The following is a 23,833-nucleotide window of genomic DNA, read 5'->3' as shown; positions in this document are numbered from 1 at the left end:
CCGACCGTGCAACATCATCGGCTGAGCTGCCGATCCCCGATTCGATCATGTATCATAAATCTCGGATGTTTCGCTGGCGAAGCTTTCGGCAGATGGCCGGCAGGCTCTTTTTCAAGGCACTGCCGGCTTCGGTCGCTTGCGTGCATATCTCGCCGGTTTCAGACGACCGGCGGGTTGATCCGCGCGAAGCCTTCCTGCCGGTAATAGGGGAAGTAGGGGTAGGGAGCAGTCGTCACACTCGCAGCGTCGAGCCGGGCGACTTCCTCGGCGGTGAGGGACCAGCCGACGGCGCCGAGATTCTGTCGTAACTGCTCTTCATTGCGCGCGCCGATGATGACGCTCGAAACGGTCGGCCGCTGGAGAAGCCAGTTGATCGCGATTTGCGGCACGGTCTTGCCGGTTCCCTGCGCGATGGTTTCGAGAACCTCGACGATATCGTAAAGCTTCTGCTCGTCGACCGGCGGCCCGAATGCGGCAGTGTCGTGCAGGCGGCTCCCCTCGGGCCAGGGTTCGCCGCGGCGAATCTTGCCGGTGAGGCGCCCCCAGCCGAGCGGGCTCCAGACCAGCGCGCCGACGCCCTGGTCGAGGCCGAGCGGCATCAGCTCCCATTCGTAGTCACGGCCGACCAGCGAATAATAGACCTGGTTGGCGACGTAGCGCGGAAAGCCGTGACGGTCGGCGGCGGCGAGGGATTTCATCAGCTGCCAGCCGGAAAAGTTGGAAACGCCGACATAGCGCAGCTTGCCCGAGCGCACCAGCGTGTCGAGGGTCGACAATACCTCTTCGACGGGTGTTCCGGCATCGAAGGCGTGCAGTTGCAGCAGGTCGATATAGTCGGTTCCGAGCCGTTTCAGCGCTTTTTCCACACCGCTGATCAGGCGCGAGCGCGACGATCCGGCGGCGTTCGGTCCGTCGCCGACGGGAAGCGACAGTTTCGTCGACAGAATGACGTCGTCGCGCCGGCCCCTGATCGCCGCCCCGAGGACCTCTTCCGAAGCGCCGTCGGAATAGACATCCGCCGTGTCGAAAAGATTGACGCCCGCCTCGAGGCAGATGTCGACGAGGCGGCGCGCCTCGGCCGCATCCGAGCTGCCCCAGGCGCCGAAGAGCGGCCCCTTGCCGCCGAAGGTGCCCGCTCCGAAGCTGAGGACCGATACTTTCAGTCCAGAGGAACCAAGCCGTCGATATTCCATAGTCGCAACTCCACTCTTGCTCATGAATTGGTCACCCGAAGATGGAGCTGTAGCCGCTTTGGATATAGACTGCAGCCGGGAATATTAACTGTGAGCTGAATTCATATGTCGCGACCCTTGGCCAATCGCTCGGGTGAAATGGAGATCTTTGCGAAGGCGGTGGAGCTGGGCGGCTTTTCGGCGGCTGCCCGCCATTACCGCATGACGCCTTCTGCCGTCAGCAAGCTCGTGCTGCGTCTCGAAGAGCGGCTCGGCGTGCGATTGGTGAACCGCTCGACGCGCAAGCTGCAGCTGACGCCGGAGGGACATGCGTTCTACGAGCGTACGCTGCGCATCCTCGCCGATATCGACGAGGCGGAGCGCTCGGCATCTGCCGGCGAGAGCCCGACCGGCCTGGTCCGGCTGAACGTCAACGCCTCGTTCGGCACTCACGTCCTGATGCCGCTTGTGCCTGAATTCCGGGTGAGCTTTCCCTCCGTCAACCTCGACATCGTGATGACCGATGCCGTCGTGGACCTGATGGAAGCGCGCGTCGATGTGGCCATCCGCGCCGGGCCGTTGAAGAGCTCTACGCTGATTGCGCGCGAGCTCGGTGCGACGCGAATGATGATCGTGGCGGCACCGTCCTACATCGAACGATTCGGAATGCCGTCGTCACTGGAAGATCTCAAGGGCCATGAGCGGCTCGGCTTCTGCTACGTGCGCGCCGTCGACGGCTGGCCGCTGAAGACGGAAGGGCAAACGATCGTGCTGCCCGCCTCGGGTGCGGTGCAGGTGAGCGACGGCGAGGGGTTGCGTCACTTGGCGCGTGCCGGCGCCGGGCTGGCGCGGCTTGCCGAGTTCACCGTAAGAGAAGACGTTCGCGCCGGGAGGCTCGTGCCCGTTCTGGAAGACCTCAATCCGGGTGATCTCGAGGAGATTCACGCCGTCTATCTCGGTCAGGGCGGCGCGCTTCCCGCGCGTGTGCGCGCCGTCCTGGATTTTCTCGCCCGCCATGCCCGCGTCACGCCGCAGCAGGACGGGGGCGAGCGCCTGATTTCGCCTGCCGGCGAGCGGACACCGGCATGAGGATGTTCGCTTCCGGAGCGGGATGAGGAAGTGTGCGCGGTTTTTCGCCCGCATCCCGCGCCAACCCATTGGTGTCGACCACGATCATGATTTCAGGTCGACCCGACCTGAAATCAGCGTGACCTATCCGCACCTGAGAGGCGTCGATCTCAGCGTTTCGGTGCGACCAGCGCGAAGAGCGCCCCTTGAGGGTCGGTGAATTGCGCGATCCACGCTCCGCCGGGCACTTCCATCGGACCCGTCAAAAGCTTCGCGCCGCCGGATTGCGCCCGGTCGATTGCCGCGTCGATCGCCTCGACATTGAAGTAGTACAGCCAGAAAGGATTGGGGACCTCCCTCGGCTTGGTCATCATCCCGCCTGTCGGCTGGCCATTATGGGCGAAGATCTGGTACACGCCCATGTCGCCCATATCCATGGCCTGATCCTTGGTCCAGCCGAACAGCTTGGAATAGAACGCGAAGGCCGTGTCGAGGTCGCCGGCCATCAGCTCGTGCCAGCCGACATTGCCCGCAGCCATCTGCTCCATTGCCGGTGGCGGTTCGCCGTCGCCCTTGAAGAGGGCGAAGGCAGCGCCGTGAGGGTCGGTGACGATCGCGAAGCGGCCGATATTGGGAATGTCCTCCGGAGCGCGATGGACCGTTCCGCCCTCGGCGGCAAGTCTGGCGGCGGTCTGGTCGACATCGTCGACCGCGATATAGCCGAGCCAAGCCGGCGGTATCTGCATGTCGAGCGCGCCTTCCGGCATCGTCATCAGGCCGGCTATCTGGTGGTCGCCGGCGGAAAAAAGCGTGTAGTTCATGCCGGGCATTCCCGCGTCGCGCGCGCTCCAGCCAACAATGTCCTTATAGAAGGCCTCAGCCGCCTTTGTGTCGGTCGTCATCAGTTCGTACCAGACGAATTTCCCATGCATTGTCGGTCCTCCGTTTTTCTGGATGTGTCGTTGCGGTCGGCGACGCACGGTCGCATGAGGGTACGCGAACGCAATCGAACTTTGGCGTGCGCTAGCGGCGGTGGTATTCCGCCCTCATCATTTCTTTCCAGTCGCCGCGTTCGGTCTGGACGCGGGCAGTCAGGAGCCTGCGATTCGCGTCGATAAGCGTTATTCTATCCTGATACCGGGCCGTCTTGCCGGGATTTTCGAAGTCGGGCCCTTCACAATTGAGGGCAAGCGTCTTTCCGTCGTCCTCGATAACGCCGTCATAGACCCACATATGCGTCATCATGGAGCCGATCCACGTACCGAGATAGCGCTTCGTCTCGGGATTGTAGCCGAGCGTCATCAAAGTCTGGCCGGGGCTGCCTCCGGGCATGATGCCTTCTCCCTCGCACACGACCCAGAGGCCTTGCATGGAGCGAACACTTTCGATCCATGGCTGGCTTTCCTCGCCGCTTCCCGTCGAATCCCCGGAGGTGACCGTCCACTCGCCGAGCAGCTGCTCCAGCCATCGGTGCTCTTCCTGCGGCTCTGCTTTCATTGATTCCCTCCCGTGGTCGTGTGAAGCCATCCCTCGCGGCCGCCGTGAAACGCCGCGCAGCGCTCGGCGGTTCCTCCGCGCCCGCCTCAGGTCGCGCTTGACTAATTATGTTGATATCAACATTACTATTTTATGTCAAAGCCGCCACCAATACCCTTTTCCACCACTCTCTTCGTCAGGGACACCTGCCTTTGCCTGCACGTCCAGCGCGCCGCCCGGGCGCTAGCCCGTCGTTTCGACGAGGCGCTGAGGCCGCTTGACATTACCAACGGTCAGTTTTCGCTGATGATGTCGCTCAACCGGCCGGATTCACCGAGCATGAATGCGGTGGCCTCCGTGCTCGCCATGGACCGCACAACGTTGACGGCGGCATTGAAGCCGCTTGAACGACGGGGCCTTGTAGAGTCCTTCGCCGATCCCGGCGACAGGCGTCTGAAGCGCCTGCGGTTGACGGCAGAGGGCGGCCGGCTGATCGCCGAAGCCCTGCCGATCTGGAAGGCGACCCACGAAGCGCTTGACGACCGTCTTGGCGAAGGCGGCGCGGATCGCTTGCGTGCGGGTCTCGTGCCCCTAACCTTTTGAAACTATGCGCTTCCGAACGAAAGCCGTTAAGCATATTTCCCGGAAGCGCTCCGATCAGGCCCACGAAGCGGGCCGGAAAATCTCAAGCGAAGGCACGAAGATGGAATAAATGAGGCAAGCCGCTCGTCTCTGCGTTCGCGGAGGGAAAATGGAACGAACCGGAGGCAGAGGCGCGGGAAGGCATGCATTCCCCATTGGGTATCATGTTGGGCATCATGCACTCGCGCATTGAACGGAGACTGGAGCCCCACTATGCGCGGCTTTTCGCTTATGCCGTCGCATTGTCGCGCGATCGGGACGGTGCGCAGGACGTCTTTCAGGAGTGCATCGCTCGCGCCCTGGACGCGCGAAGCGTTCCTGACACGGAGCCTGCCTTCCGCGCATGGCTGTTTGCCATTCTTCGCAACATCTGGATCGACCAATCGCGCTCGCGCCGCCGCCGGTCCGACCTGGAACAGGAGTTCGTCGCCGACCTGGTGCCCGCGCCGGTTGCTCCGGAACCCGTGCTGGTCGATGCATTCTCGGTTCGCCAGGCGTTTACCCGCCTCAGCACCGAACACCGGGAGATACTCGCGCTGGTCGACATATCCGGTTTCAGCTACGAGGAGGTGGCGATGATGATCGCCGTGCCCAAGGGTACCGTCATGAGTCGGGTCAGCCGTGCGAGGCGGGCTCTGGCGTCGCACCTCGGCGATGCCAATGTCGTAGAACTCGCTCGGCATCGAGAAGGCCGAAAATGATAGAAAACGAAATAGATCCCGATATTTTGAGTGCCTATATCGACGGCGAGCTCGAGCCGGGGGAGGCTTCGCGGGTCGCACGGCTGATCGCCTCCGACGAGGCGGTTGCGCGGCGCGCGGCCAAGCTGTCCGAGATGAAGGCGGCAGTTGCGGGAATGGCTCCGGCCATCGTGGTGGTGACGGTGCCGCGCCCGCGGCCGGCCAACAGATGGATGCTGTCGTTTGCCGCGGGTGCGTGTGCCAGCCTGCTGGTCTTCGCGGTGGCATGGTTCGGCCTGGCAAGGGCACCGGTGTGGGTGCCGGCGGGGCTGCCGGGGGACGCGGCGGTTCGCGATGCCGCGCTGGAGCATGCGGCCTGGCTCGGAGGTTCTTTCACGCCGCCCATGCTTCCGGCCTCCGCACCCGCTGATGTGTTCGCACCGGAAATGATCGCGGCCGGATTGACGCCCGCCTTTGCGCGCGAAACCTCCGTGAATGGCGAAGCCGCATTGCATACAGGCTATGTCGGCAGCTCTGGCTGTCGGCTGAGCCTGTTCCGGATCGGTCGCCCGGAGGCTGAGCACGGTTTCGAAATGTCGATCGATGACGGCCTGCTTCATGCCTCCTGGTCGGGCGACGCCGCAAGCTTTCTGCTTGTCGCCCGAGGGATGGACGAAGCCCGCTTCGCCCTTCTCGCCAGCGCTCTGAAACTGGCGAGCGAAGGGGATGGCGGGGGAAAGCAGAAAATAATCGCAGGACTCGGCGCAATGCGTGAGCCGTGCATCGGCTGACGTTGCGCCGGATCGGACGCGCGACGCTGCCGGTTCAGAAAAATGATCGGCGCGAGGGAATTTTCCGAGGCGTCAGTCGTCTCTTCCAGTCATTTCGAGGACGATCGGATCGGCATGCTGCCATCCGGGAAAAGGAGACGCGACTTGACTGAGATGCTGACCCTGAAACGGCGGAGTTTTCTGACCGGGAGCGCCGGAGCTGTCGTTGCCGCCGGAACCGGTGGGCTTGCAGAGGCCAAGGAGACGAAGCCTCTGCCCGACTACATCGCCTGGAAGGACGCCGATGCGCTGATCGTCCATAGCGACAAGACGCTGGAGACGAAGCGAAGCGAATTCGGCACGAGCATCATTACGCCGGAAAAGAAGCTTTACATCCGCAACAACGTCAACACGCCTCCGGAATCGATTCTCGCCGACCGCGACGGATGGAAGGTGGAGATATCAGGCGTAAAGGAGCCCCGGACGCTCACTGTCGCCGAACTGAAGACTCTGGGTCTGGTGACGGCGGCGACTGTACTGCAATGTTCGGGTAATGGCCGCAAATACTTCAAGGATCAGCTGACGGGTGACCAGAAAATGAGCGGCACGCCCTGGACCGTCGGCGCCGCGGGCTGCGTCATCTGGAGCGGCGTACCTCTCAAGGCGGTCATCGATGCTCTGGGCGGTCCCGCCGAAGGCGCCCGGTTCATTACCGGAACGGGAGGTGAGGAGCTTCCGGCAGGGCTCGATCCCAAGCTTCTGGTGGTCGAACGTTCAGTACCGATCTCGAACCTCGACAATGTGATTCTCGCATGGGAAATGAACGGGAAGCCTCTTTCTCTCGCACATGGGGGGCCGCTGCGCATGGTCGTCCCCGGCTATTCCGGCGTCAACAACATCAAATATGTCAAGGCCGTCGCCCTGACCGAGGCCGAGACGGACGCGAAGATCCAGAAGACCAGCTATCGCTTTCACGCGCTCGGAGAAAAAGGCTCTCCCGACCAGCCGTCGGTCTGGGAACAGCCGGTGAAGTCATGGATCACCGCGCCGCATGAGGCCGCAAAGGCGGGGCCGGTCCAGATTGCGGGCGTCGCCTTCGGCGGCATGAATGCCTGCAAGAGCGTAGAGGTTTCGGTGGATGGCGGTCAAACGTGGCAGGAGGCCGAATTCATCGGGCCCGACCTTGGCCGTTTTGCCTGGCGCGTCTTTGTCCTGCCGGCCGAGCTGGTGCCGGGCACCTACACGCTTGTCAGCCGTGCGACCGATACGGAGGGCAACGTACAGCCCGAGGAGACCGAAATGAACGGAGCCGGCTATGGCCATAACGGCTGGCGTGCGCCCGCCGTCAAGCTCACCGTCGCCTGATCGCTACCGAAGGGTTCCGCTGCGCCTGTCGCGGACCCCTGTCTCACGATCTTCTCCCATCAGTTTCGGATCAGAACATGACCTATGCTTCAACCCGCCGGATCGCGGCCGTGCTCACCGGTGTAATCATCTTCCTGTCGCCGATCCCGGCATCCGCCGACGAAGACAAGCTTGCGCTCGGGAGAGAGATATTCCTCGAACGGTCGGAACCACAATGCGCGCTCTGTCATACGCTGGCGGATGCTGAGGCTGTCGGGGAGGTTGGACCCAATCTCGACGAACTCAAGCCCGACGCGGAAAGGGTCGCTACGGCTGTCACCAACGGCATCGGGCCGATGCCGGCCAACGAGATCCTTACGGAGAAAGATATCGAAGCCGTCGCGCTTTATGTCTCGACGGTTGCCGGAAGGGCCGAGTGATCGGCGTTACGCGAGCGTTGACGCTCGCCAAGGAGAGGAGAATGCGTTGAAGAGGAAAACGATGCTTTTGGCGATGTTGTGCATGACCGCCGCAGGTCAGGCGCATGCGGAGGAATATCGTATCGAAATGCTGAACAAAGCCCCTGATGGCCGCGTAATGGCATTCGAGCCCGCCGTCGTCCGCGCCCAGCCCGGTGACACCGTTACCTTCGTGGCCAAGAATAAGGGTCACAATTCCGCGCTGATGAAAGATGGCGGCCCCGAAGGGGCGGAGAACTGGAAGGGCAAGATCAACGAAGAGATCAGCGTGACGCTGAGCAAGTCCGGCGTCTATATGTATCAATGCACGCCGCATGTCGGCATGGGCATGATCGGCGCCATCGTCGTCGGAGACCCGACGAATCTCGAAGCCGTCAGAGGTCTCAAGTTTCCCGGAAAATCGAAAGCGGCCGCGGAGAAGATCTTCGCGGAAATCGAAAGCGGCGGCTGACAGAGCCGTGTCTGCGGCCGAGGCCTCTTCCAGCCCAAGGAATTGGGCTGGACGAAATCTTTTGACGGGCACAGGAACGAGGAAAGCGTCGCGATAGCGCAGCCGGCGAGGTTGCGACTGTCTTGCGCCCGCAGGATGCCTTGCCCGGACGTCGCTTACGGCGGGGACGCCGTGACGCGCTCGCGGAAGAGGGCGATCGTCTCCGTGACGAGCACAGTCGCCTGCCGCAGCTTTTCCTCTCCTATGGCGCTGCCAAGCTCATTCGCCCAGACCGCCTGGCGCGCGCTGATCTCGGCGAGAGCCGTCTCCCCGCGTTTCGTCAGCACAATCAACTTAGCGCGCTGATGCGCGGGATTGTCCCGATACTCGATCAGGCCCTCGGCCTTAAGGGCGTCGGCAATGCGTTGCACTCCTTGGCGCGCGAGCCCAAGCGCACGGGCCGTATCCGCGACCGACAGTCCGGCATGCCGGGCAGCGGCCAGAACCTGCCAGCGGGCGCTGGTCTGGCCGGATGGTTGCGCGAGCCTATCTCCTTCGGAGGTCAGGTGCCCGGCGAGACGAAGGACGGAAATGGCGAACTCGGCGAAAGCATCGCCTGACGGTGTGCGAGAGCTTGGACCCATATTGACAACATGTTGTCGTACTGTTTATTGTGACAACACGTTGTCATATTGGGCGACATTTGGCAAGCCTGCGACCTTGAACACCTTCCAGAAAAGAAGTGCATAGTTTCGTAGGTTTAGGCTAGATCTGAACGGGAGAAACGAGGATGAAAAAGACCCATAGGGGTAGCTGCCACTGTGGACGCATCCGATTCGAAGTCGATATCGATCTCGAAGCGGGAACCAGCCGCTGCAACTGCTCATACTGCTCGAAATTGCGTTATTGGGGCGCAAGCGTGAAGCCGGAGGATTTCCGGCTCCTGTGCGAGGAGGCAGGCATCGGCGACTATCAGTTCGGCACGTTGAGCGGCCATCACCGGTTCTGCACGGCGTGCGGCGTGACGCCCTATGGCCACGGCTATGTCGAAGAGATCGGCGGCGCCTTCGTTTCCATCAACGTCGCATGTCTCGACGATACGGATCCGGCCGAGCTTGCGGCCTTGCCGATCCAATATATGGATGGGCTCCACAACAATTGGTGGAATGCACCGGCCGAGACGCGGCACATGTGAATGCACAGCTCCGAAACGAAAAGGCTCCCGTTGCGGCGGGAGCCTCTTTCGACGGCTGCTGTTCTGGTTAACGGTCGCCCAGATCTCTCACGGCGCCGCGGTCGGCCGAAGTCGCGAAGGCCGCATAGGCCTTGAGCGCGGTCGTCACCCGGCGCCTGCGCTGCTCGGTCGGCTTCCAGCCCTTGGCATCCTGCTCTTTGCGGCGAGCGGCAAGCTCGGCCTCGTCTACACGCAGGCTGATGGTGCGGTTCGGAATGTCGATGTCGATCATGTCGCCCTCGCGCACGAGCCCGATCGTTCCGCCATTCGCCGCCTCCGGCGAGACATGGCCGATCGAAAGACCGGAGGTACCGCCGGAGAAGCGCCCGTCGGTGATCAGCGCGCAGGCTTTGCCGAGACCCTTCGATTTCAGGTAGCTCGTCGGATAGAGCATTTCCTGCATGCCCGGCCCGCCCTTCGGCCCCTCGTAGCGGATGACGACGACGTCGCCGGCCTTGATCTCGTTGGCGAGGATGCCCTTCACGGCTGCGTCCTGGCTCTCGAAGACGCGCGCCGGACCCGAGAATTTCAGGATGCTCTCGTCCACGCCAGCGGTTTTCACGATGCAGCCGTCGAGCGCGATATTGCCCTTGAGGACGGCAAGACCGCCGTCCTTCGAGAAGGGATGTTCTACAGAGCGGATGACGCCGTTTTCACGATCGGTGTCGAGTTCGTCCCAGCGTGCCTCCTGGCTGAAGGCGACCTGCGTCGGAATGCCTCCGGGAGCGGCGCGGAAGAAGTTTCGGACCGTGTCGCTCGACGTGCGGGTGATGTCCCAGCGGTCGATGGCGTCGCCGAGCGTCTCGGCGTGGACTGTCGGGCAGTCGCGGTTGATAAGGCCGCCCTTGTCCAGTTCGCCGAGGATCGACATGATGCCGCCGGCCCGGTGTACGTCTTCCATGTGCACGTCGGCTTTCGCCGGAGCGACCTTCGACAGGCACGGGACCTTGCGCGACAGCCGGTCGATATCGTCCATGGTGAAGTCGATCTCGCCCTCATAGGCGGCGGCAAGGATGTGGAGCACCGTGTTGGTCGAGCCGCCCATGGCGATGTCGAGCGCCATTGCGTTCTCGAAAGCCTGCTTGGTGGCGATACTGCGGGGCAGCACCCGCTCGTCCTCCTGCTCGTAATAGCGGCGAGCCAGGTCTACGATGAGGTGCCCGGCCTCGACGAACAGGCGCTTGCGGTCGGCATGGGTCGCGAGCGTCGAGCCGTTGCCGGGCAGCGACAGGCCGAGTGCCTCGGTCAGACAGTTCATCGAGTTGGCCGTGAACATGCCGGAGCAGGAGCCGCAGGTCGGGCAGGCGGAGCGCTCGATGATCTTGACGTCCTCGTCGGAAACCTTGTCATCCGCGGCCGCGACCATCGCGTCGACGAGATCGAGCGCATGCGTCTTGCCGTGCAGCACCACCTTGCCGGCCTCCATCGGACCGCCGGAGACGAAGACGACGGGAATGTTGAGGCGCAATGCCGCCATCAGCATGCCCGGGGTGATCTTGTCGCAATTGGAGATGCAGACCATGGCGTCGGCGCAGTGGGCGTTCACCATATATTCGACGCTGTCGGCGATGATCTCGCGCGAGGGCAGCGAATAGAGCATGCCGTCATGGCCCATGGCGATGCCGTCGTCGACCGCGATCGTATTGAATTCCTTGGCGACGCCGCCGGCCGCCTCGATCTCGCGCGCGACCAGCTGGCCGAGGTCCTTCAGATGCACATGGCCCGGCACGAACTGCGTGAAGGAGTTCACCACCGCGATAATTGGCTTGCCGAAGTCGCTGTCCTTCATGCCCGTCGCGCGCCAGAGGCCGCGGGCGCCGGCCATGTTGCGGCCGTGGGTGGTGGTGCGGGAGCGATAGGCAGGCATGAACGGATTCCTTCACGGACGAATGTCATTGGGCGGAATATGGCGATCGCAGAGCGCCATCGCAGGGGTAGTAGCGCAAAATTGCGCGCGCGTCATCTTCCGCGCCAGATTATTTCCGGCGGCGCAACTGGCGCCGGCGCGGCTCCGCGCAAGAAAAAAGGCCGGGCTGAACCCGACCTTCCTCAACACCTTCAGCCAATGCCAGTACATCCGTGGTCAATGGCGAGGTGGGTATCTCCTAACAGGCGAACATGAAGAACGCGTGACAACGCTTCGGAAAACCCGCGCGCACTTTCGACAGGCCAGCAGAATCGCCGCCGTTTATAGGTTCCGGTCTCGGCTTCGGTTGCGCGTGCCGGCCGGGCGCGTGCAGCGGAACGCCCGCCTTTTCGATGACAAACTCTACGCCAGCCTGCTGACCGGCGGACGCGGCGATCAGGCGGCGCGGACTGCCTTGCTTGATCCCACATCTATTCTCCGTCATCCCCGGGTTCGAGGGGGGGACGGATGCCTTGCCGATAGGAGTTCCCGGACGGCATCCTTTTCGTCGTCGGACAATTTCCGCCAGCGTGAATGATAGAGCGCATCACCTGCCACGTGTCCGGCCTCACAGCTTAGATACATCCAATAGAGCGCTTCTATGCGATCCTTAGGCACCGAAATTCCGAGTTCGTAGCATAAGCCCACCATCGATTGCGCACCGGAATGGCCTTGCTTTGCCGCCGCGTTTCCGGTCCTCTCGGGCCTTTCGGTCATAACACTTTATGATTGTGATGGTGCCCGCGCATTTACGTCCGAAAGGAGACCATCGGGCCGATATGCCAGGGCGGGTCGGTCGGAGTCCAAGGACAAGGAGGCACGGCAGAAAATGCTCTGCTCGGAGCAGCGGGGCCGGAGAAATTGAAAAAGGGCTTGCGGTCTCCCGCAAGCCCTTTTGAAACTGGGATGGTGGGCGTGACAAGGATCGAACTTGTGACCCCTACGATGTCAACGTAGTGCTCTCCCGCTGAGCTACACGCCCATCCGATGCGGCGCATAGACCACAAAACCGGCGCCCGCGTCAATAGGCTATTCGAAGGTTTTTTGACAGAAATATCGCAAGGTCTGAGCGGCGTGATTTCAGGCGTATCGGCGTCTCTTCGGACATTCCGAAGTTCCGGCGAGCGCGCTAACGCGTTGAAATAACGAAGCCGCCATCGATGCTTGGCGATCGAGGGCGGCTTCGAGGCAATGCTTGCGCGGAGCGGGTCTTAGGCCTCCGGCGAAGGGGCGCCGAAGGCTGCGGCGCACATATGTTCGCTGCTCAGGCGGCCAGCATCTTGTTGACCTCGTTGACGAGGTCGCGCAGGTGGAAAGGCTTGGAAAGGACCTTGGCGTCTTTCGGCGCCTTGGAATCCGGGTTCAGCGCAACGGCGGCGAAGCCCGTGATGAACATTACTTTCAGGTCGGGGTCGAGTTCGGTCGCGCGGCGCGCGAGCTCGATGCCATCCATCTCCGGCATGACGATATCGGTCAGGAGAAGCGAAAAGGGTTCTTCGCGAAGCCGGTCGTAGGCGCTGGCGCCGTTGTCATAGGAAAGGACCTTGTAACCAGCCTTTTCCAGCGCCTTCACAAGAAACCGGCGCATGTCGTTGTCGTCTTCGGCAAGGAGGATTTTCGCAGTCATTATGTGGCCGTGGCTACTTCTTCTGGATGCTGGTGAATTGCGGCAGCTCAGCAAACCGCAACATGGTAAATTTCTGGTGAACGGGCGCGATCAAGTCCCATAACCCAGCGGGCGGCCACTATGGACACAGAGGCGACCAACTGGCAACATGATCTGAATAGCAAGAACCGGACATGGTAAAAAGGGTTCCGATGGGGGAAGCGGTTAAGTGGGAGTTTTTCGAGGTTCTGGAACCTGCAAGCCAGAGGATACCTTTCGTTTTCAACTCTCCGCATAGCGGCCGGTATTATCCCCAGTCCTTTCTCGACCAGTCGCGGCTCGATCCGCATTCCATCCGCCGCTCCGAGGATCATTTCGTCGACGAACTGTTCCGCAGCGCCACGTTTCTCGGGGCGCCCCTGCTCCGGGCGCATTTCCCTCGCGCCTTCCTCGACGTAAACCGCGAACCCTACGAACTCGACCCGCGCATGTTCCAAGGCGTCCTGCCGCCGCACGCCAACATCAGTTCGATGCGCGTCGCCGGCGGGCTCGGCACCGTGCCGCGCCTGGTGGCCGAGAACATGGAGATATATCGCGGCCGTTTTCCGGTCGAGGAGGCGCTCGAGCGGATCGAGACGATCTACAAGCCCTATCACGCGACGCTTAGAAAGCTGATCGCCCGCACCCATGTCCAGTTCGGAATGTCGATCCTCATCGACTGCCACTCGATGCCGGGCAATGTGCACCTCCCGGGAAGCGGCCACCGCCCGGACTTCATCATCGGCGACCGCTACGGAACGAGCGCAGCGGCGGAACTGTCCCGGGTGGCGGTGGAACTTCTGGAACAGCTCGGCTATGCGGTCGCACGCAACAAGCCCTATGCTGGCGGCTTCATCACCGAACATTATGGCCGCCCGACGCGCGGGCTGCATACGCTGCAGATCGAAATCAACCGCAGCCTCTATGTCGACGAAGCGACCCTGATCAAAAAACCGGGATTCGCGGCCCTCGAAGCCGACCTCGCGACCTTCATCGCGGCGCTCGCGCGGCATGTCGAGGATTTCGGCGCCTATCTGCCGCTGGCTGCGGAATAGCAACCCGAAAGGGGCTTTTGCGCGCCCGGCCGCGGCGGAACGCTGCTCAAAAAGAACCGCGCCAGCGGCGCGGTCAAGTCTAGGGAGGAAACACCCAAGGAGGGTATTTGCAGCCACGAATGACTGCAGACAGATCGTAATGCTGCGGTGCACAATTGTCAAGATTCGCAGATGCAGACTTTCGTATCGGTGCAGGGCGCCGTCCTTCCGGCATGTGTCGTTCGACGTTTGCTGACGTGAGCCTGGTCGTTGCCTTTCCCTGAATTTCGTCTATTCAGATCGAACCTCCTCCTTCGCAGAGAGCGACATGCTGCCCGACCGTTCCTTTTTCGACCGCCTTGCCGACGCCGCCAAAGCCGAAACCATGCCGCGCTTCCGGGTCGGCACGAGTGTCCTCAACAAGCTCGAAGGCGGCTTCGACCCGGTTACGGAAGCCGACAAATCGGCGGAAGCCTCGATCCGCGCGCTGATCGAGGACGCCTTTCCGCAACACGGCATTCTCGGCGAAGAGCACGGCAATATCGGTCTCGACCGCGAGCATGTCTGGGTCATCGACCCGATCGACGGCACGCGCGCCTTCATTTCCGGGTTGCCGGTGTGGGGCACGCTGATCGGTCTCTATCGCAACGGCAAAGCCATAATGGGTCTGATGGACCAGCCCTTCACCGGCGAGCGCTATTTCGCCGACGGCGAGAAGGCGCTTTATCGCGGCCCGGACGGAGAAAGGGTGCTCGCCACGCGGCCGTGCCGTGCGCTTTCGGATGCCGTCCTGTTCACGACATCGCCGCACCTCTATACCGGAGAGCTCAAGCAGCGCTTCGAGAGGTTGCAGGAGAAGGTGCGGCTCTTCCGCTACGGTTGCGATTGCTATGCCTTCGCGTTGCTTGCCGCCGGCCATGTCGATCTCGTCATCGAATGCGGTTTGAAGCCCTACGATGTCGGCGGGCTTATCCCGCTGATCGAGCAGGCGGGTGGCATCATCACCGACTGGCAGGGCGGGTCGGCGGAAATGGGCGGCGAAATCATCGCCGCCGGCAGCCGCGAAGTGCACGCGCAGGCGCTGGAGATGCTCCAGGGCCGAGGTTAAGCCTCTTCCAATTGCCGCGGCAGGGAGGCGGGGTCCTCAGTATCGGCACCGGGCAGGAAGGCGAGGATCGCCGCCATCGCCTGGGCGCGATAGCGGTCCGCCTCCTGCAGGAGTTCGTGCCGCGCGCCGTCGATCGGGATCAGATGCCCCGCACGGAAATTGCTGGCCAAGCGCTCCACCGGGAGATACGGCACGAGCCTGTCGGCCGTCGGGGCGAGGATGACGGCCGGTATGGTGATCCTCGTCAGATGATCGTGCTGAAGAACGCGCCGGATGGTGGCGAAGGCCTCGCTCAGCCAACGCGCCGTCGGCGGTCCCACCCGCAGTTGCGGACGCGTATCGATGAGTGCCAGGTTGCGGGCGTAGCGTCGCTCGTCAGCGGTCAGAACATTGCCGTTGAACGGGGTACGATTGCCCTTGTCGGCACTCAGCGGAAGCCTCCCGAGGCCGAGCCAGCGCATCGCAGCCGCGATCGCCGCAATGCCCCGTTCGCCGATCGCCTGGCCGCCCAGACCGACGAAGGGGGCAAGCAGCACCATCCGGTCGATGCGGCTCGCGAGCAGGGGGGCGAGCGAAAGGGCGACGAGCGCCCCCATGGAATGGGCGAGGATCGAGAAGGGCAGGCGAGTGTCGGGCAGGACGATTTCATCGAGGAAAATCGTCAGGTCGCGCTCGTAATCGGCGAAATTTTCCACATGGCCGTGGGTCCATCGCGGCGACAGCCGCTCGGAGCCGCCCTGTCCGCGCCAGTCGAAGGTGGCGACCCAGAAACCGGCCGCCATGAGGTCGCCGATCGTTTCGAAGTATTTTTCGATCGACTCGTTGCGGCCCTGCAGCAGTACGATCGTGCCGCGAATGACCGGCTCCTTCGACTTGAACACCGCATAACGGATCTTGCGGCCGCCGGCTCCGTCGAAAAAGCCGGCCACGGGATCGCCCGGCATCGGATTTTCCGGCATCGAATGAAGGAGCGTGGTCATGGAGCGCGAGCCAGAAGGAACATGCAGTAGGGATAGGCGGCGGCCCGCCGCCCGTCAAAGAAAAAAGCCGGAAACGGTGGATGAAATCCGGACGATCACCGTTTCCGGCCGCTGAAGGGAGAAGGGACATGTCACTTCAGCCCTGGGGAAACCCAGTGTCTCCCTTCTACCCCACGGCGGCTGAATGGCGGCCGAACCCGCCGTTCATCCAACGTTCAGGAAACGCTTGACGCATCCAGCGCCGGCTCCCTCTTGAACTCGTGCGCGGCCGTTCCCATGTCTTCGGCACGGACGCCGACGAAGGGTCCGTTCGCCGGTCGAGCCACAGCCGGAACGGGGTGGCAGGCCAGACATCGCAACCGTTGCTCTTATGGAGGACGACACTATGCGTCACTTTGATTTTTCTCCCCTCTACCGCTCCACGGTCGGCTTCGATCGCCTGTTCACCATGCTCGATAGCCTTGGTCAGCCGGATCAGTCGCAGACCTACCCGCCCTACAACATCGAGCGCACCGGCGAAAACGCCTATCGCATCACCATGGCCGTTGCCGGTTTCGACGAAAGCGAGCTTTCTGTCGAAGCGCGCGAAAACACGCTGACGATCAAGGGCGAGAAGAGCGAGGAAAAGGGTGAGGAGACCCAGTTTCTCCATCGCGGCATCGCCAAGCGCGCCTTCGAGCGCCGCTTCCAGCTTGCCGACCACGTCGAGATCAGGTCCGCTTCGCTGAAGAACGGCCTGCTCCACGTCGATCTCCTGCGCGAGATTCCGGAAACGGCCAAGCCGCGCCGCATCGAGATCACCGCGGCGGCTTCGCAGCCGAAGCAGATCGAGGCGCAGACCGCCTAGAGCGCTTCCATGTTTCATGGAAGCATTGAAAGGCTCTAAAGTCTTTGAAGCTGCGCACTAATGAAAAGACGGCGTCCAAAAGGGCGCCGTCTTCGTTTTGCAGGGATGCCTGTGACGGGCCGTCAGTTCTTCACCGTATCTTCCAGGAAAAATCGGCCGAGCGGATTCTGGTAGAAATTCTCGATGTTCTTGCGCGAAACGTTGAGATAGGGGCTGTAGTAAAGGTCGATCCAGTGGACGTCGTCCTTCGCCGTCTTCTGGATTTCGACATACATGGCCTCGCGCTTCGCCGGATCGAGTTCCAGACGTGCCACTGCGACAAGTTCCTTCACTTTCTCGCTGTTGTAGCGGGTCATGTAGTTCATATTGGTGTCATGGCCGAGCACGAAGGTGGTCTTCTGGTCCGGATCGAGGACGTCGTTCGTCCAGTACATCACCGAGATATCGTAGTCCCCGGCGACGAGCATGTCCCAGCTCTGGCTCGCGTCGACCTTCTGCAGATTGACCGTGACGCCCGCCTTTGCAAACTGCTGCTGCAGCAGCACGGCGATCTGCTCGTCGACCTCGTTGCCCGCGTTTACGACATAGTTCAGCGTCAGGTCCGATGCCCCCGCCTCGGCCAGCATCGCCTTGGCCTTCTCCGGATCGTAAGGATACTGGTAGTTGGCGTCGTAGTGATAGAGCGAGCCCTTTGGGATGTAGGAATTTGCGACCGTGCCGATGCCGAACGTGACCGTGTCGACGATCGCCTTCTTGTCGATCGCCATATCCAGGGCCTGGCGCACTTCCTTTTCGGCAAGCATGCCGTGCTCATGGTTGATGAGCAGATGGTCCTCGCGGGTCGAGGTGTCGATGTGGACCGTTAGGTTCGGGTCCTTCTTCAATTCCTCGACGCGCGAGAAAGGAACGAAGATCGCCGTGTCGAGCTGGCCGGCCTGGACGTTCAGCATGCGCGTGTTGTCGTCCGGAACGGAAATCCATTCGACGCCGTCTAGTTTCACACGATCCGCCTGCCAGAAGTTCGGATTCTTTTCGAGGATGACCCGGTCGCCGCGCCGCCATTCCTTGACGGTGAACGCGCCGGACGATGCCGTTGGCAGTTCGGCGAAAGCGTCCTCGCCAGCCTCGACGGCTTTCTTGGAAAGCACCGAGACGTTCGGAAGGGCAAGCGTCGACAGGAAGGGTGCGGAGGGCGTCTTCAGCTTGACGACCAGTGTCTTCGGATCGGCCGCCTCGGCGGTTTCGACGATCTTGTAGCTGTCGCTCCACAGAGAGCCTTCGTGGTCGCGTATGCGCAGCAAGCTGAAGGCGGCATCCTCGGCCGTTATCGGCGAGCCGTCCGAGAACTTCGCGTCGCGGATCTTGAACGTGTAGGTCAGGCCGTCGTCGGAAAGGGTCCAGCTTTCGGCGAGGCCGGGCTCCAGCTTGGTGCCGGTCTTGTCCACCCGGACAAGCACGTCGAAGACGTTGGAGAACACCCAGTTGTCGACGTTCTGGGCCGACTTGATCGGATCGAAAGTCGTCGAATCTTCGCGACGGCCGATGGAGAGGATACCGGCGGCCTCCGCATAACCGGCACTGAGCATAAGGGCGGCTGCGAAAGCGGCCCGGCCGATATTGTTCCACCTTTTGATCATTGTTTGTTCCCTTCGTTATTGTGGCAGGCGTTTGACGGACAGGATCGGTTCCACTGGCGCCGCATCGGTATGGCCGAGCAACGACCTGTCGGGATCGATGTCGGGGATCGCAGCGATCAATGCGGCGGTGTAGGGATGTTTCGGCCGGGAGAAGACGTCCTCGGAGCGGCCCTCCTCGACGATCTCTCCGCGATGCATCACCACGGTGCGTTCGCACAGATTGCGCACGATCGCGAGGTCGTGGGCGATGAAGATCAGCGTGAGGTTAAGGTCGCGGGCGAGCTTGCGGAAGAGGTCGACGATCTGCGCCTGGATCGTGACATCGAGTGCTGCGACGCATTCGTCGGCGATGATCAGCTTCGGATCGACGGCAAGCGCACGGGCGATGCCCGCCCTCTGGCACTGGCCGCCGCTCATGCTGCGCGGCTTGCGGTGGGCGAATTCGCGCTCGAGGCCGACAAGGTCCAGCAGCTCGCCGATGCGTGCCGGAATGTCGGCTCCGCCGATCTTTTTCTGCACTCTCAGAACTTCAGCAAGAGTCTGGCCGATGGTCAGACGCGGGTTCAGTGCATTGAACGGATCCTGAAAGACCATGGCAGACTCGTGTCGCAGCCTGGCGAGACCCGCACCCCTCTGCTGAGAAAGATCGATACCATCGAAGCTGACGTGACCGGCGGAAATCGGCGTCAGGCCCAGCATGGCGCGGGCAAGCGTACTCTTGCCGCTGCCGGATTCGCCGACGATACCGACCGTTTCGCCGGGCATGATCTGCAGGTTGATCCCTGAAACGGCGCTGACGGTCCTGGCGTTCTTACCCTTGAAAAGACTGCCGCCCGACGGGAAGCGCACATGCAAGTCATCGATCTCCAGAAGCGGCCTTGTCGTTTCATGCAAGGGCGTTGGGAGACCGATGGCGGGGGGCACCGCATCAGGCATGGATGGATGGCTGTGGATGAGGCGAACCGTGTACGGGTCCCGCGGTGCGGCCAGGATCGTCCGTTTAGAACCCTGTTCCAGCAGCTTTCCGCCGCGCATCACGGCAATGCGGTCGCAGGTCTGCGCCACGATGCCGAGATCATGGGTGATGAGAATGATCGACAGGCCGCGTCTGTCGCGGATGTCCATCAGGAGTTTCAGGATCTGCGCCTGGATCGTGACGTCGAGGGCGGTGGTCGGTTCGTCGGCTATGAGGATTTGCGGATTGCAGGACAGGGCCACCCCGATCATGGCCCGCTGACGCATGCCGCCGGAAAGCTCGTGCGGGTAGCTGTCGTACTGGCGGGCGGGGTCAGGGAATCCGACCTGCCCCAGTATCTCGGCCGCTGCCGCCCGCGCATCGCGGCCGCTCAGGCCCTGATGGTAACGGATGCCCTCGGCGATCTGGTCGCCGATGCGCATGACCGGGTCGAGGTGGCTGGTCGGGTTCTGGAAGATCATGCCGATCTCGGCGCCGCGTACCTCCAGCATCTCGGCGTCGGTGACGGCAGTGAGGTCGCGCTCTCCGAGGAGAACCGCACCGCCTTCGATCTTCAGCAAGGATGATGGCAGGAGGCGAACCAGCGCGCGACAGAGCAGGCTCTTGCCCGATCCGCTTTCGCCGACGAGGCCGAGGATCTCGCCCTTGGCCAGGTCGAGCGAGACTCCATCCAGCAGCGTGCGCGTCTCTCCCTGGAGATGCGCCTTCACGGTCAGGTCGCGGACAGACAGGACCGAGACGCTCATTCGTGCACTCCGAGCAATTCTCCGAGCGCGTCGCCCAGCATGCTGAAGCCGAAGGCAAGGCAGACGATGGAAAGGCCGGGAAACAGCGTGATCCACCAGGCCGTGGTGATGAAGCTCTGGCCCTCCGCGACCATGATGCCCCATTCGGCGACCGGCGGCTGGACGCCGAGACCGAGATAGCTGACGGCCGCCCCGCTCAGCAGCACCAGGACGGCATCCGACATGGCAAAGACGATCGAGCCGGCAATGGCATTGGGCAGCAAGTGCCGGAACATGATGCGGAAGCGGCCGAAACCAAGGCTGACGGCGGCCACCGCATAGTCGCTGTTCTTCAGAACGAGAATCTGTGCCCGGATCAATCGGGCATAGGAAACCCATCCGACCAGCGCCATGGCGATATAGAAGCTGCCGAGGCCCGGACCCAGAATGGCGATTATCGCCAGCATCAATACAAGGAATGGAAAGGCGAGGATAATGTCGACGAGGCGCATGAACAGCGCGTCGACAATGCCGCCGAAGAAGCCGGCGACGGTGCCGACGATCGTTCCTATGACGAAGGGGAAGGCGACGCCGATCAAGGCGATCTGCAGGTCGATGCGTGTGCCCCAGATGACGCGTGAAAGGAGGTCGCGGCCGAAATTGTCGGTTCCGAACGGATGCAGAAGCGACGGCGACTGCAAGCGGGCTGCGCCGTTCTGCAGGATCGGGTCATAGGGGGCGAGGACGGGTGCGCCGATCGCCACCAGCAGGAAAAACAGCAGGATTCCCGCCCCAATGACGAGGGCCGGCCGCCGGCCGAAGAACAACCGCCAGCCGGCCGGCGACGAGGACACCGCACCGGCGCTCATAGTTTCACCCGCGGATCGACGGCGACGGTGACGATGTCGGCGACGAAATTGACGAGCACAGTGGCGCAGGCAAACACCATGGCGACACCCTGCACGACCATGTAATCGCGCGAGAAGATGGCGCGTACCAGCAATTGTCCCATGCCCGGCAGGGCAAAGACGCTTTCGACCACGACCGTGCCGCCGATCAGCCAGCCGATGTTGACCGCCAGAAGGTTGATGGTCGGCACCAGCGAATTCGGAACGACATGCCGCCAGAAGACGATGCGCTCAGGCATGCCGCGCGCGCGGGCGGCTGTCGCCACGTCTGACTTCAGGGACTCGATCATTGCCGCGCGCAGGCTGCGAACCAGCACCGTCGACAGGGAAAGAGCGACCGTCAGGCTCGGAAGGATCAGATGGGCGAGCTTGTCGCCGAAGGTCGCCCCATAGCCGGACACCGGCAGCAGATCCAGTTTGACGCTGAAAAGGATCATCAGCATCAGGCCGAGCCAGAACGGCGGAAAGCCGATGCCGAAAGTGGAAACAATCCGGACGATATGGTCCGGCGCCCTGCCGGAATTACGCGCTGCAAGCGCCGCCATGGGCACGGCGATGAGAACCGCCAGAACGACGCTCGACAGCACGAGCGCTACGGTCGGCTCGATACGGGTGGCGATAAGCTTCAGGACATCGATCTTGTAGAGGATCGACTTGCCCATCTCGCCATCGGCGAGATTCTTCAGAAAGTAGAAATATTGCTGCCACATCGGCTCGTCGAGCCCGTACTGGGCGCGGATCTTGGCGATGGCCGAAGGGGTGGCGCGGGCTCCGAGCAGATTGCGCGCCGGATCGCCGGGGATGAGCCGCACCAGAATGAAGGTTATGATGCTGATCCCGAAGATGACCGGCAGGAACTGCAAAGGTCGAGTGAGGACGAACCTATAGCGATGCATCGCGATGCGCGCGCCTCCGTCTCGTTCGGATGTCTCTCGCCAGGTTCTGCATCAATTCGGCCTGTGCCGCGACAGGAAATCGATCAGCGCAGGATAATAGTCCGCGGGGTTCTCGTAAAACGGCATGTGGCTTGCATTGGCAAAAACCCTGAGCTCGGCATCCGGGATGGCGAGCTTCATCTTCAACGCGCAGGCCGGCGTGAGCTCGTCGTGTTCTCCCGTGGTGATCAGCGTCGGCACCTTGATGCCGGGGAGGTCGGGGATGCGGTTCCAGTCCTTGAGGTTGCCGATATAGAGAAACTCGTTCGGGCCCTGCATCGTGCCGTAGGGACCCATGTTCCAGTCGTCCAGGGACCGGCGTACCGGTGCGGGCCATTCCGGCAGGCGGCAGACATGGCGATAGTTCAGGATGGTGATGGCAGCCAAATATTCGGGATGATCGTATGTGCCCTGCGCCTCGTGCTTCTGCATCATGGCGACGGTCTCCGGGCCGAGGGCGGCGCGCAGCCGCTCAAGCTCGGTGACGAGGTGCGGCATGTCGGCGACCGTATCCTCCAGGATCAGCGTCTGCAGATTTTCCTGGTATGTCAGCGCGTAGTCGATCGCCAGCCAGCCGCCCCAGGAATGGCCGAGCATGTGCACCTTGCCGAGCCCCAGCGCCTTGCGAACCGTTTCGGTTTCCTCGACATATCGGCCGATCGTCCAGAGCGAAGGATCGGTCGGGCGGTCGGAGGCGCCGGTGCCGAGCTGATCGAAGGCGACGACGCGATAGCCCTTGTCGATGAGGCACGAATGGCCCTCGCGCAGATAGTCACAGGGGAGTCCCGGCCCGCCATTCAGGCAGAACAAGGTCTCCGGGCCCGAACCGAAGCTGTAGGCCACCACCTTGTAGCCATCGACTTCGATTTCGTGTCGCGCCTCCGGCTCGATATCACGCCACATTGACCGCCCCGGCAAAGAAACTGCTTGCTCAATATTTGAGCACGGCTAAATTTTATCCGAAAGGCCAACCGGCGCCCAGCTATAAGAAGTGATAGGTTGGCGAGTGACCGGGACCGGAGACAAGGATGTTTGACGAACTCGGGACGATCAGGAACCAGTTCACCGCGCACGACACGCTGGATGGCCGTATAGACCAGGTGTTCGAGGCGATGAAGGCGATCGGCTTCGAGGCGCTGATCTACGATTATACGCCGGTGCCCCGCGATCTCGACGGTACGATCATGGTCCCGTCGCTGCTGAAACTTCGCAACATCTCGGAGGATATGCACGACTACTGGTTCGATCGCGGCTATTTCCGCATCGATCCCGTGCAGCAGGTGGCGCTGCGCACGTCAACGCCGTTCTTTTGGAACTATGATCCCGATGCGGACACGCTGATCAGACGCTTCATGAGCGATGATACGGCGCCCGTCGCCCGCTATCTGAGCGAACGGGACATGTCGACCGGCGTCACCGTGCCGGTCCACATGCCGCGCGGCGACTATGCGACGGTCACGGGTGTGCGTTTCGGCGGCAACCGGGCATTCGAGCGGCATGCGCTGCGGTACATCGCCGATTTCAACCTGCTCGCCCATGTGTTTCACGAGGCGGCCTATTCTCTGTTCGACGCGCAGGCCTTCAACGCCGGCACCGCGAGGCTCACGGAGCGGGAGCGCGAATGCCTCCGCCATTCCGCCGAGGGTCACTCGGCCAAGGAAATTTCGCGCATCATCCACCGTTCTGTGCCGACCGTGGTCATGCATCTCAACGCCGCGGCCAAGAAACTCGGCGCTAAGAACCGTACCCAGGCGGTTGTCCGCGCCACGCACTACCGGCTGCTCGAAGAGCGCCCATCCTATAACTTGTGATAGCTGCCACGGCTTGAAACCCCGCG

Annotated in this window: 26 protein-coding genes and 1 tRNA gene; 12 read left to right on the top strand and 15 right to left on the bottom strand. The window is 62.3% G+C overall.

Features of this window, described 5'->3' with window-relative positions:
- Positions 1–158 precede the first annotated feature (158 nt).
- Positions 159–1,193, bottom strand: coding sequence for an aldo/keto reductase (locus SINAR_RS0124595; protein ID WP_028001546.1), 1,035 nt, complete (start codon positions 1,191–1,193; stop codon positions 159–161).
- 105 nt (positions 1,194–1,298) lie between these two features.
- On the opposite strand from SINAR_RS0124595, the gene SINAR_RS0124590 reads away from it, so the two are divergent.
- A complete protein-coding gene (locus tag SINAR_RS0124590; protein ID WP_028001545.1) occupies positions 1,299–2,261 on the top strand; it encodes a LysR family transcriptional regulator in 963 nt (320 codons plus the stop codon).
- 149 nt (positions 2,262–2,410) lie between these two features.
- Here SINAR_RS0124590 and SINAR_RS0124585 read toward each other — a convergent pair whose 3' ends face one another.
- Both SINAR_RS0124585 and SINAR_RS0124580 read right to left on the bottom strand, forming a co-directional pair.
- Positions 2,411–3,172 (bottom strand): VOC family protein, encoded by a 762-nt coding sequence (locus tag SINAR_RS0124585; protein ID WP_028001544.1) that lies wholly within the window; start codon positions 3,170–3,172, stop codon positions 2,411–2,413.
- Between the two features lie 91 nt (positions 3,173–3,263).
- The gene (locus tag SINAR_RS0124580; RefSeq protein WP_028001543.1) at positions 3,264–3,737 is read right to left on the bottom strand and encodes a DUF1579 domain-containing protein; all 474 of its coding nucleotides are present in this window, start codon (positions 3,735–3,737) and stop codon (positions 3,264–3,266) included.
- A gap of 132 nt (positions 3,738–3,869) precedes the next feature.
- Here SINAR_RS0124580 and SINAR_RS0124575 point away from each other — a divergent pair, with 132 nt between their 5' ends.
- The 6 genes from SINAR_RS0124575 (at position 3,870) to SINAR_RS0124545 (ending at position 8,082) form a co-directional block, all read left to right on the top strand.
- On the top strand, positions 3,870–4,319 hold the full coding sequence (locus SINAR_RS0124575; RefSeq protein WP_028001542.1) for a MarR family winged helix-turn-helix transcriptional regulator: 450 nt from the start codon (positions 3,870–3,872) through the stop codon (positions 4,317–4,319).
- 203 nt (positions 4,320–4,522) lie between these two features.
- Positions 4,523–5,059 carry an RNA polymerase sigma factor gene (locus SINAR_RS0124565; protein WP_028001541.1) on the top strand — a complete coding sequence of 179 codons (537 nt, stop codon included), beginning with the start codon at positions 4,523–4,525 and terminating at the stop codon, positions 5,057–5,059.
- On the top strand, positions 5,056–5,829 hold the full coding sequence (locus tag SINAR_RS0124560) for an anti-sigma factor family protein (RefSeq protein ID WP_028001540.1): 774 nt from the start codon (positions 5,056–5,058) through the stop codon (positions 5,827–5,829). The genes SINAR_RS0124565 and SINAR_RS0124560 overlap by 4 nt, the downstream gene beginning before the upstream one ends.
- A gap of 144 nt (positions 5,830–5,973) precedes the next feature.
- Positions 5,974–7,173: a SorT family sulfite dehydrogenase catalytic subunit gene (gene sorT, locus SINAR_RS0124555; protein WP_028001539.1), complete on the top strand. Its 1,200-nt coding sequence runs from the start codon at positions 5,974–5,976 to the stop codon at positions 7,171–7,173.
- Between the two features lie 77 nt (positions 7,174–7,250).
- Positions 7,251–7,592: a SorU family sulfite dehydrogenase c-type cytochrome subunit gene (gene sorU, locus SINAR_RS0124550; protein WP_028001538.1), complete on the top strand. Its 342-nt coding sequence runs from the start codon at positions 7,251–7,253 to the stop codon at positions 7,590–7,592.
- Between the two features lie 46 nt (positions 7,593–7,638).
- Positions 7,639–8,082 carry a pseudoazurin gene (locus tag SINAR_RS0124545; RefSeq protein ID WP_028001537.1) on the top strand — a complete coding sequence of 148 codons (444 nt, stop codon included), beginning with the start codon at positions 7,639–7,641 and terminating at the stop codon, positions 8,080–8,082.
- 155 nt (positions 8,083–8,237) lie between these two features.
- Here the strand turns inward: SINAR_RS0124545 and SINAR_RS0124540 are convergent, their stop codons facing one another.
- The gene (locus SINAR_RS0124540) at positions 8,238–8,705 is read right to left on the bottom strand and encodes a MarR family winged helix-turn-helix transcriptional regulator (RefSeq protein ID WP_028001536.1); all 468 of its coding nucleotides are present in this window, start codon (positions 8,703–8,705) and stop codon (positions 8,238–8,240) included.
- A gap of 146 nt (positions 8,706–8,851) precedes the next feature.
- Here SINAR_RS0124540 and SINAR_RS0124535 point away from each other — a divergent pair, with 146 nt between their 5' ends.
- Complete coding sequence (locus SINAR_RS0124535) at positions 8,852–9,256, top strand: GFA family protein (protein WP_028001535.1); 405 nt, start codon at positions 8,852–8,854, stop codon at positions 9,254–9,256.
- Between the two features lie 67 nt (positions 9,257–9,323).
- On the opposite strand, the gene ilvD is transcribed toward SINAR_RS0124535, so the two are convergent.
- From ilvD to cpdR1, 5 genes are all read right to left on the bottom strand, one after another.
- Entirely contained in the window at positions 9,324–11,162 is a 1,839-nt protein-coding gene (gene ilvD, locus SINAR_RS0124530) for a dihydroxy-acid dehydratase (protein ID WP_028001534.1), read from the bottom strand.
- 238 nt (positions 11,163–11,400) lie between these two features.
- Positions 11,401–11,646, bottom strand: a complete 246-nt coding sequence (locus tag SINAR_RS0124520; RefSeq protein WP_028001532.1) for a hypothetical protein — start codon at positions 11,644–11,646, stop codon at positions 11,401–11,403.
- Positions 11,643–11,852, bottom strand: a complete 210-nt coding sequence (locus tag SINAR_RS1000000135765; protein WP_084617623.1) for an SEL1-like repeat protein — start codon at positions 11,850–11,852, stop codon at positions 11,643–11,645. The genes SINAR_RS0124520 and SINAR_RS1000000135765 overlap by 4 nt, the downstream gene beginning before the upstream one ends.
- Before the next feature lie 256 nt (positions 11,853–12,108).
- Positions 12,109–12,183, bottom strand: a tRNA-Val gene (locus tag SINAR_RS0124515).
- Between the two features lie 282 nt (positions 12,184–12,465).
- The gene (gene cpdR1, locus SINAR_RS0124510) at positions 12,466–12,828 is read right to left on the bottom strand and encodes a response regulator CpdR1 (protein WP_003531148.1); all 363 of its coding nucleotides are present in this window, start codon (positions 12,826–12,828) and stop codon (positions 12,466–12,468) included.
- Between the two features lie 191 nt (positions 12,829–13,019).
- On the opposite strand from cpdR1, the gene SINAR_RS0124505 reads away from it, so the two are divergent.
- Entirely contained in the window at positions 13,020–13,901 is an 882-nt protein-coding gene (locus tag SINAR_RS0124505; protein ID WP_028001531.1) for an N-formylglutamate amidohydrolase, read from the top strand.
- 307 nt (positions 13,902–14,208) lie between these two features.
- Positions 14,209–14,988 carry a histidinol-phosphatase gene (gene hisN, locus SINAR_RS0124500; protein WP_028001530.1) on the top strand — a complete coding sequence of 260 codons (780 nt, stop codon included), beginning with the start codon at positions 14,209–14,211 and terminating at the stop codon, positions 14,986–14,988.
- On the opposite strand, the gene SINAR_RS0124495 is transcribed toward hisN, so the two are convergent.
- Positions 14,985–15,968 carry an alpha/beta fold hydrolase gene (locus SINAR_RS0124495; protein ID WP_028001529.1) on the bottom strand — a complete coding sequence of 328 codons (984 nt, stop codon included), beginning with the start codon at positions 15,966–15,968 and terminating at the stop codon, positions 14,985–14,987. The genes hisN and SINAR_RS0124495 overlap by 4 nt on opposite strands.
- 385 nt (positions 15,969–16,353) lie before the next feature.
- Between SINAR_RS0124495 and SINAR_RS0124490 the strand changes: the two genes are divergently transcribed.
- On the top strand, positions 16,354–16,815 hold the full coding sequence (locus SINAR_RS0124490) for an Hsp20 family protein (protein WP_028001528.1): 462 nt from the start codon (positions 16,354–16,356) through the stop codon (positions 16,813–16,815).
- A gap of 122 nt (positions 16,816–16,937) precedes the next feature.
- Here the strand turns inward: SINAR_RS0124490 and SINAR_RS0124485 are convergent, their stop codons facing one another.
- Genes SINAR_RS0124485 through SINAR_RS0124465 form a run of 5 tightly spaced genes read right to left on the bottom strand, consistent with a single transcriptional unit; the run spans position 16,938 to position 22,899 of the window.
- On the bottom strand, positions 16,938–18,452 hold the full coding sequence (locus SINAR_RS0124485) for an ABC transporter substrate-binding protein (RefSeq protein WP_028001527.1): 1,515 nt from the start codon (positions 18,450–18,452) through the stop codon (positions 16,938–16,940).
- Between the two features lie 15 nt (positions 18,453–18,467).
- Entirely contained in the window at positions 18,468–20,174 is a 1,707-nt protein-coding gene (locus SINAR_RS0124480; protein ID WP_028001526.1) for a dipeptide ABC transporter ATP-binding protein, read from the bottom strand.
- A complete protein-coding gene (locus SINAR_RS0124475) occupies positions 20,171–21,022 on the bottom strand; it encodes an ABC transporter permease (RefSeq protein WP_028001525.1) in 852 nt (283 codons plus the stop codon). The genes SINAR_RS0124480 and SINAR_RS0124475 overlap by 4 nt, the downstream gene beginning before the upstream one ends.
- The gene (locus SINAR_RS0124470; RefSeq protein WP_018096760.1) at positions 21,019–21,957 is read right to left on the bottom strand and encodes an ABC transporter permease; all 939 of its coding nucleotides are present in this window, start codon (positions 21,955–21,957) and stop codon (positions 21,019–21,021) included. Before SINAR_RS0124470 ends, SINAR_RS0124475 begins: the two co-directional genes overlap by 4 nt.
- Positions 21,958–22,008: 51 nt before the next feature.
- The gene (locus SINAR_RS0124465) at positions 22,009–22,899 is read right to left on the bottom strand and encodes a proline iminopeptidase-family hydrolase (RefSeq protein ID WP_028001524.1); all 891 of its coding nucleotides are present in this window, start codon (positions 22,897–22,899) and stop codon (positions 22,009–22,011) included.
- A gap of 125 nt (positions 22,900–23,024) precedes the next feature.
- Here SINAR_RS0124465 and SINAR_RS0124460 point away from each other — a divergent pair, with 125 nt between their 5' ends.
- Positions 23,025–23,807 carry a helix-turn-helix transcriptional regulator gene (locus tag SINAR_RS0124460; RefSeq protein WP_018096762.1) on the top strand — a complete coding sequence of 261 codons (783 nt, stop codon included), beginning with the start codon at positions 23,025–23,027 and terminating at the stop codon, positions 23,805–23,807.
- Positions 23,808–23,833: the final 26 nt, after the last annotated feature.

This window comes from Sinorhizobium arboris LMG 14919 (genome assembly GCF_000427465.1).
GTDB lineage: Bacteria > Pseudomonadota > Alphaproteobacteria > Rhizobiales > Rhizobiaceae > Sinorhizobium > Sinorhizobium arboris.
The sequence above is the reverse complement of the archived record's forward strand: the minus strand, read 5'-3'. Positions and strand labels throughout refer to the sequence as shown.